Below are 5098 nucleotides of genomic sequence, written 5' to 3'. Positions count from 1 at the left end.
TGACACGTCCAGATTCAGTCACCCTCATCGGGTGTCGTGAACAGTACCTTCGAGGTGTGTGACACAGCCTCATTTCCCCGTGTTGGCGTACGTGTCGCACAGCGTTAGCGCGAGAGGAAAAGTCGACCACGATCAAGTCCCAGTCGCTGGCGTCCAGCAAGGCCAGCAGGTCGTCGCTGCGGGCAAGCTGGTCCATGCGGGCGATGAGGATCGGGTAGCGGGTGAAGGGGTTGCTGTCGACGAGGTTGGTGATCATTTCCCGGGACAGCAGTTCGGCGGTTATGCCGAACTTGGTGGCCAGTTCGTCTTGCCACTGCTCGACCAGGCTGCCGGGAGCGATGATGAGCATCCGGTTCAGATCGCCGCGGAGCATGAGCTCCTTGGCGTACAGACCGGCCATGATCGTCTTGCCAGCACCGGGATCATCGGCGAGAAGGAATCTGAGCGGGGTGCGTGGCAGCAGCTCTCCATACACCGCCTTGATCTGGTGGGGAAGCGGGTCCACGGCGCTGGAGGACACCGCGACCATCGGATCGTGCAGGCCGGCCATGCGGATGCGCAGGGCCTCGGCCACTAGGCGGAACTCTGCCGGGTCGGCGCCGAACTGCCAGCGACTGGTGGGGGCTTCGATTGATAGCGAAGGTTCGTCGGTGCGGTAGAGCAGGCGCTGGCCCAGACCACCGTCACCGTCCTGGTAGGTCACCGTGACCGCGTCGGAGCCGTGTGGAAGCACGGCCAGGATCGTCACGGGGTGCGGGAGCAATCCTGATAGCCGTAGGCCCGCCTGGAGCTCCTCCAGACGGGCTGCTTGCGCGCAGCCCGTCACTTTCCCCCCGCCCCACCACCGCGCACCCAGGCGTCGACCTCAGTGGCCTGGAACTTCCACAGCCGTCCGACCTTGTGGGCGGGCATCGCCTTGTCGGCGATCCAGACGTAGACGGTGTCCTTCGTGACGCCGAGATGCGCGGCGATCTCCTCCGCCGAGAGCCAAGGCTCAGACATCGCGACGCCACCCTCCCCGTGTGCAGCCCGGTTTGACCGGGTCTGGACGAGCCTAGTCGGCGGTTTGTCCGTTCTGTCGTGGAACGGAATCCCAGGCAAAACTCCAGGCGACCGCGCGGGACGCGTCGTCGACGATCCAGTACAGCAGCTCGTCGGCGTCGACAGTTTGACGCGTGCCTGGCTGGCCGGTCAGTACATCCATGCACCGGTAGTGGAGGCAGTTGTCGGCGTCGAGGGTATAGGCGGCGCCGGGGGCATCGACTGCGGGAGATTCTTGGAACTGGGGGCGGGGGAGGGTCCGCCTTGCCGCAATCCTGGCGACCGCGCTCAGTTGCGCTAGGGCGTGCTCAATGCGCTGTTCTAGGCCCTAGTGGGGTGGTGGGCCGCCGGCGGTGCGGATGTCTGGTTCGAGGTCCTCCAGGTCTGGCCATGAAGGCAGCGGTGTGGGGGAGTGCTGTGCGGAATGGTTTAGGAGCGCGGTGGCGACCCACACCATCTTCGTGGCGTCGAGAACGTCAGCCTGGCCGATGCTGGGGTCGAGGATGTAGGAGACGTCGATGGGGAGATCGAGGGCAGGCTTGGCAAGGTCGGTCCCGGGCACGCGGGGATGCAAAGCCGCGTAGTAGATCCACAGGAATGGCCCGTGTGCGTCTCGGCCGAGTTGGCCCGGCGGGTAGTCGGCGTCCGACGCGGTCGCAGGGAGGCGGTGCTTAACGGGTGTCGCCAGCTGAACGCATAGCTGGGCGGCGCCGTCAGGGCCGGGCAGGCTGGCCAGCACTGTGGCCGGTGTCGGGGCGCTGTTGAGCAGTTGCACGGGGCCGCACTCGACGTGGTGAAGAAATACCTCGCTTGTTGTTACTGACCTTTCCGACTTGCTTCGAGCCGTTCGAGGGGACTGCCGGGGAGGGCTGCGGGGGTGGGGGTCTCCATGACGGCGCTTTCGATGGCGCCAGCGATGGTGCTACTGGAGTACGTCGTCGGTGCGTGCTTGTCGAAGTCCTCGTGAGCCCAGGTCTCGGGGGCAAGGGTGACGGTGATCGACAGCGGAACCGTCAGCTCTAGGGCTGCGAGCTGCGCGTGGATGGCCTCGGTGAGCCGGGTCGCGTACTCGGTGTATTCGCGTTTCTGCTGCTCATTGAGCGCGTCGACCAGGGCAGCGATCGACTGCATGGCCTGCTCATAGGCGATCTCGCCGGGGGTTGGATCGCGGGAGGCCTCGGCCTCCGCTGAGAGCTCGGAGAGCAGAGCCACGTCGTCAGCGTCGCCGGTCCAGCCATCGTGGGTGATGATCAGGTAGCCGTTGTCGTCCACGTCCACCCAGTCCACGGCTGCGATGCGAGGGTCGTTGGGGGAGAAGGGGCCTGGCGGCAGGTCGGTGGGCTCAGGAATGGCGTCGGCGCGGGCATCGAGTTCGAGTTGTGCGTCGGCATAGGCGTCGTCGCTGCCGTCGTCGAGCTGGGCAAGAATGCTTTCCACCCAGAGATCGACCACGACCGGCTCGGTGCGATGGCGCAGTAGGTCTTTGTCGTCGAAGACCGTGGCTTGTAGTGTGCGCCGCACCATTTCGGCCTCCCACGAGCCTGGCCGGCCTGCCAAAGCTTCCTCGATACTCCCAACGTTGGCCGCCGCGCCCGCCAGGGCCAGCGTTACGAAGGCGGCCCAGTCGATGCGCAGCGCGGCGCGTGGATCGGGATCGACCTCCCATTGGCCTGACGTCGCTTGCCGCATCGGTTGGTTGGTCAGCCGGGTTGCCTCGGTAAGCACGCTGATCGTGTCGTGGAGGACCTCATCGTGAGGCCTCGGTGTGGACGCCTGGTCGTCGGTGAGGTACCCGGTGTCGAAGAGAGCCGCGGAAACGACCTCGCGATAGGGCTTGCCGATCACGCGCGCGACGGCCGCCAGATTCTCGCGGTCCGGGAGGCGGCTGACACCGTTGATCCGCCACTTGCGCAGATTCTCCCGAGACATGCCGATCCGGCGGGCCACCTCGGATTCGCTGACGCCGTGGGCGGTCCGATACCTGTCGATCAACTCGACGAGGCGGGGGATTGCCATACCGCCAAGTATTCTGCGACAGTATCCGTACGTCAAGTGTCGGTCCGCACATGTGCCAATTGTGAGTTGACATAATCGCTATTATCGGCGAAATGCGGTGTGGCACAACATTATTCACGGCTGTGTTCTTAAGCAGCTGCCAGAGTTGCCAACAGGGTGTGTGAGCCGGACAAGCAGTGTCCGGGGTCGGCCCGGTAGCGTCACGGCGGTGATCAGCTCGGTCGATAGCGTGCGTCAAGAGCGCGCCGGCCGCGGAATGGGCCTGCGGCCACCGACAGTGCATCCGCCCGGCACGAATGATGCCCGGCAGCGATCGAGTGAAATTTTAGGCGTTCTCTACTGGGGTGCCCGTCACGTCCCCCGTCAACCGCACTACATCTACTGCGGGCCAGTAGCGTTATTTCGTCACTGTGACGAATTGAGGATGCCGACCACTGCCACGGACTGTGCAACCAGATGAGCGCACCAGCTGCTATCGACCTCGACGAGTACCTACGCCGGCCGCACGTGGCGTGGCGGGGCGCCGCGGAGCTGAGCCTGCCGGTGCTGCACTTCGAAAGCCTCGACGCCGCCACGGTCAGTTGGTGTCGCGATTGGCGAGCAGAGATACGAATGACCGATCTGGCCGCCGAGGTGGCTGCCTCCCCCGCGGTGACGGTTGGCGCGGTGGACTTCGTGCTGGTGCAGCTCGGACAGAGCCGCCAGCCGGTCGCTGACCGTCTCGCCCAGTTGGGCACTCGGGAGGCCCGTTTCGGAGAGCTGTTCAACGGCGGAGAACTTGAGGCGGCGCTCGACGAGCACATCGAATTCTTCGACGGCATGCCAATATTCACCGTTCTGCCGGTGGTGGCCGCGACCGTCGACGACCTCATGCCAGTCTCGCGACTACGCGCCTGGGCGGTGGCCGAGGTCATCCATACGATGCTGCCGACGAATTCAGGCATGGCGGTCGCTTCTGCCCTCGACGGCGCCGGCCGGCCTGGTCGTCAATTGGTGTCGGCCGACCGGCTCGACCGCGACTGGCTCGACGTCGGCCTCACGGGAATCCCCGGTCATCCGGCCCTCGTCGGGCGGGCGACGATGTTCACCTATCTCGACGATGCCCGCGCCGCCCTAGCGGGCGTCGCCGATGAGGTGTTCACTGTTCGAGCTGGTGGTTAACCTGGGTCTCAGTTCTGCTGCGCTGCAGGATATTTCAGTGTTCCGGCCAGCACGCTAGCTAGAAGTGCAGTGTCATCGTCACTCACGCTGCGCGACCACCCAGGGGATCGCTCGGAGGGCGCCGAACACGAAGATGGACCAGAGGCACAGGACTCCGACCCATAGCGCCATCTCGTCGTCGCGCAGCCACGCCGCACGGTGAAGGGCGCCTTCGACGAGGGCGCCGATACCAACGAACGCGAACAGGATGGCGCTGAGCCCAACGACCGCGCCCAGCCCAAGGGTGCTGCGAGATGGCCATCGGCGCTTCACGTACGTCTCAACAGCCAACGCCGCGAAGAGAAACAATCCGGCCCACGCGGTAACCCAGAAACCAAGCATGGCGCTGATGCTAAGGCGCGTCTGCGACACCGTGGTCAATCTCTTGGTCAGCACGCCCCCCGAGCGCGTCACCACACGACCCACCGTCTTGCGTAGCGCGGTAGCGGGTGCGCAGCGAAAATTGTTGCTCAGCAACCTATTGAGGTGCCCTTACGATCTTCCGGTGAGGGTTTCAGCGAGCAGTCTTGCCTTGCTCGATGCGCGCGCCGATGATGTCGGATCGCGCATTCACTGGGAGATGCATGTACGTGCCGGTGGTGATCCGGAGACTGTCGGACTGACCGCCGGCGCCGGTCATGTTTTCATCTACGGGCCCGTCCGCCTCGACGACCGCGCCGTCGCGCACATCAACGCCCTTCTGGACGCGCTACTGCTGTCAGTTCTCATCCGATCAGAAGCATTCTCATTTGATGTGACACATCGGCGCGCCTTTCTCATTTGATCTGATACAGCCGGTACCGTTCTGGGCATGTCGATGCTGGCCACTGGTGCTGTTGCC

The 5098-nt window shown here is 64.8% G+C and carries 8 protein-coding genes; 2 read left to right on the top strand and 6 right to left on the bottom strand.

Going from position 1 to position 5098, the window contains the following annotated elements:
• The 5 genes from ACTWP6_RS29810 to ACTWP6_RS29790 all read right to left on the bottom strand — a co-directional run.
• Positions 1-748 (bottom strand): SNF2-related protein (locus tag ACTWP6_RS29810; RefSeq protein ID WP_443189589.1); only part of this gene is annotated, 748 nt, incomplete at its 3' end.
• Positions 749-822: 74 nt separating this feature from the next.
• Complete coding sequence (locus ACTWP6_RS29805) at positions 823-1002, bottom strand: helix-turn-helix domain-containing protein (RefSeq protein ID WP_443189588.1); 180 nt, start codon at positions 1000-1002, stop codon at positions 823-825.
• A 52-nt stretch (positions 1003-1054) separates the two neighbouring features.
• Entirely contained in the window at positions 1055-1204 is a 150-nt protein-coding gene (locus ACTWP6_RS29800) for a hypothetical protein (RefSeq protein WP_443189587.1), read from the bottom strand.
• 165 nt (positions 1205-1369) lie between these two features.
• Complete coding sequence (locus tag ACTWP6_RS29795) at positions 1370-1816, bottom strand: hypothetical protein (protein ID WP_443189586.1); 447 nt, start codon at positions 1814-1816, stop codon at positions 1370-1372.
• A gap of 41 nt (positions 1817-1857) precedes the next feature.
• Entirely contained in the window at positions 1858-3057 is a 1200-nt protein-coding gene (locus ACTWP6_RS29790) for a helix-turn-helix domain-containing protein (RefSeq protein ID WP_443189585.1), read from the bottom strand.
• A 612-nt stretch (positions 3058-3669) separates the two neighbouring features.
• On the opposite strand from ACTWP6_RS29790, the gene ACTWP6_RS29785 reads away from it, so the two are divergent.
• Positions 3670-4218: a hypothetical protein gene (locus ACTWP6_RS29785; RefSeq protein ID WP_239342828.1), complete on the top strand. Its 549-nt coding sequence runs from the start codon at positions 3670-3672 to the stop codon at positions 4216-4218.
• Positions 4219-4296: 78 nt separating this feature from the next.
• On the opposite strand, the gene ACTWP6_RS29780 is transcribed toward ACTWP6_RS29785, so the two are convergent.
• The gene (locus ACTWP6_RS29780; protein ID WP_443189584.1) at positions 4297-4674 is read right to left on the bottom strand and encodes a hypothetical protein; all 378 of its coding nucleotides are present in this window, start codon (positions 4672-4674) and stop codon (positions 4297-4299) included.
• 88 nt (positions 4675-4762) lie between these two features.
• Between ACTWP6_RS29780 and ACTWP6_RS29775 the strand changes: the two genes are divergently transcribed.
• On the top strand, positions 4763-5041 hold the full coding sequence (locus ACTWP6_RS29775; RefSeq protein WP_443189583.1) for a hypothetical protein: 279 nt from the start codon (positions 4763-4765) through the stop codon (positions 5039-5041).
• The last annotated feature ends 57 nt before the right edge of the window (positions 5042-5098 follow it).

This window comes from Mycobacterium sp. 4D054 (assembly GCF_052245755.1).
Lineage (GTDB): Bacteria > Actinomycetota > Actinomycetes > Mycobacteriales > Mycobacteriaceae > Mycobacterium.
Note: the sequence above shows the minus strand (reverse complement) of the source record. Positions and strands in the feature narration are given on the sequence as shown.

Coding starts and splice junctions, on each gene's coding strand:
- ACTWP6_RS29805 (WP_443189588.1), bottom strand. CDS start 1,002: ATGTCTGAGCCTTGGCTCTCGGCGGAGGAGATCGCCGCGCATCTCGGC.
- ACTWP6_RS29800 (WP_443189587.1), bottom strand. CDS start 1,204: ATGGATGTACTGACCGGCCAGCCAGGCACGCGTCAAACTGTCGACGCC.
- ACTWP6_RS29790 (WP_443189585.1), bottom strand. CDS start 3,057: ATGGCAATCCCCCGCCTCGTCGAGTTGATCGACAGGTATCGGACCGCC.
- ACTWP6_RS29785 (WP_239342828.1), top strand. CDS start 3,670: ATGACCGATCTGGCCGCCGAGGTGGCTGCCTCCCCCGCGGTGACGGTT.